The sequence below is a fragment of the Vibrio sp. Vb1337 genome, from assembly GCF_033338715.1.
Taxonomy (GTDB): domain Bacteria; phylum Pseudomonadota; class Gammaproteobacteria; order Enterobacterales; family Vibrionaceae; genus Vibrio; species Vibrio alginolyticus.
The window spans coordinates 1-1,301 of record NZ_JAWOTD010000124.1; the positions used below are offsets into that span (position 1 = coordinate 1).

At 40.0% G+C, this 1,301-nt stretch carries 1 protein-coding gene and 1 pseudogene; one reads left to right on the top strand and one right to left on the bottom strand.

Annotated features, from left to right (window positions below; translation table 11 throughout):
* Positions 1 to 454: cytochrome c-553 (locus R7E42_RS24395; RefSeq protein ID WP_318073147.1), on the bottom strand; the 454-nt coding region annotated here is incomplete at its 3' end.
* Between the two features lie 452 nt (positions 455 to 906).
* Here R7E42_RS24395 and R7E42_RS24400 point away from each other — a divergent pair.
* Positions 907 to 1,301, top strand: a pseudogene (locus R7E42_RS24400) (cytochrome C); the annotation flags it as partial.

A 1,301-nucleotide genomic window follows, 5' to 3' on the forward strand; every position in this document is an offset into this window, starting at 1 on the left:
GAGCGTTACTGCCACCATCCGAATGACAGTTCTCGCAACTTTTCGCGTGGATAGCCTTACCTTTCATCGCTAACGCTTGATCAAAAGACTGCTTAGCTGGCAAAAACTCAAGCCCAGCATAATGTTTTGCTAACTCTTCAATCTGCGCTTCAGATAAAGATTTGACTATCGTCACCATGTCGCCTTTTTGGCTCGTATCTCCATAAACGTGATTAACCGAAGCTGAGGGTCTGCCTTCAAGGTAACGCAACATCTGGTCGAAAAAGTTGAACTCGGGAATCCCTGCGATGGTCGGAATATTCGTGTCTGAGCTAACACCGTTTGGCCCATGACAAGCTTCACATTCATGTTGTGAAATTAGCTCACTTGGTGACGCTAAACTGTGGGAGGCCAAAACTGAGCTAATGGCTAACACCGAGGAAAATTTTAGAGATAATTTAATTAGTTGGTGCATATTAGACTGACTCCGTAGTAATTATCTTTATTAATCAAAACCAGACAGCGAATAAACGATAGGAAAATCAATTTATAAACGCGACTTAAAACCAACGATACCCAAGATAAAAATATTAAGCCGTCAACCATTTAAAGTAGCGTAGTTCAATACCCTTACTTTTTCTGCACCGACCTCTTCAAGAACAATAAACCCCAATACAAATAATTGATTTAAAAACACAATAATTTAAAACCCAAAATTCACACATAGAAAAAGCGGTTTATTTTAATAATATTTCATATTGCGTCTATACTCTTACAAGCCATGTATTTCGATTTATTCAAGCGATGTAAATATGGATATTTTGCTTTTGGCTTGAATACAAAATTAATATTTCAATCAATTGCTTATTGAGATATTTAACCATTCCAACGCATTCCCACTTACTTTAGGACGAATCGAGAGGGACTATGAACGGTTTAAAGTCGATCGCTACATTAATATTTTTTATTTTACTGCTCACCGGATGTGGTCCAGACAGCAAAAACGATCAGAATACACCACCACCTGCACTTGGTGATTTCGAAATCAGTGTTTCCGAGCCATCATTGGTCACTCAAGAAACCGGAGAAACCAAACTGGTAGTCGATTTTACCGTCAAAGACGGCAGTGGCAGATCTCATGAGCTAGACGAAACGAAAGACTTTCGCATCGCACTTCTTAAAGCAATGCCCTCTCGTGTCGATACACAAAACTCGAGCGATCCAGCCTTTGCCTTCAATGGGCGTCATGGCAATACCTATTGGAAGAGTTTCCATCACTCAAGTAATACCACAAATAACCGTGCCAGCATGGAGAGTGTTTG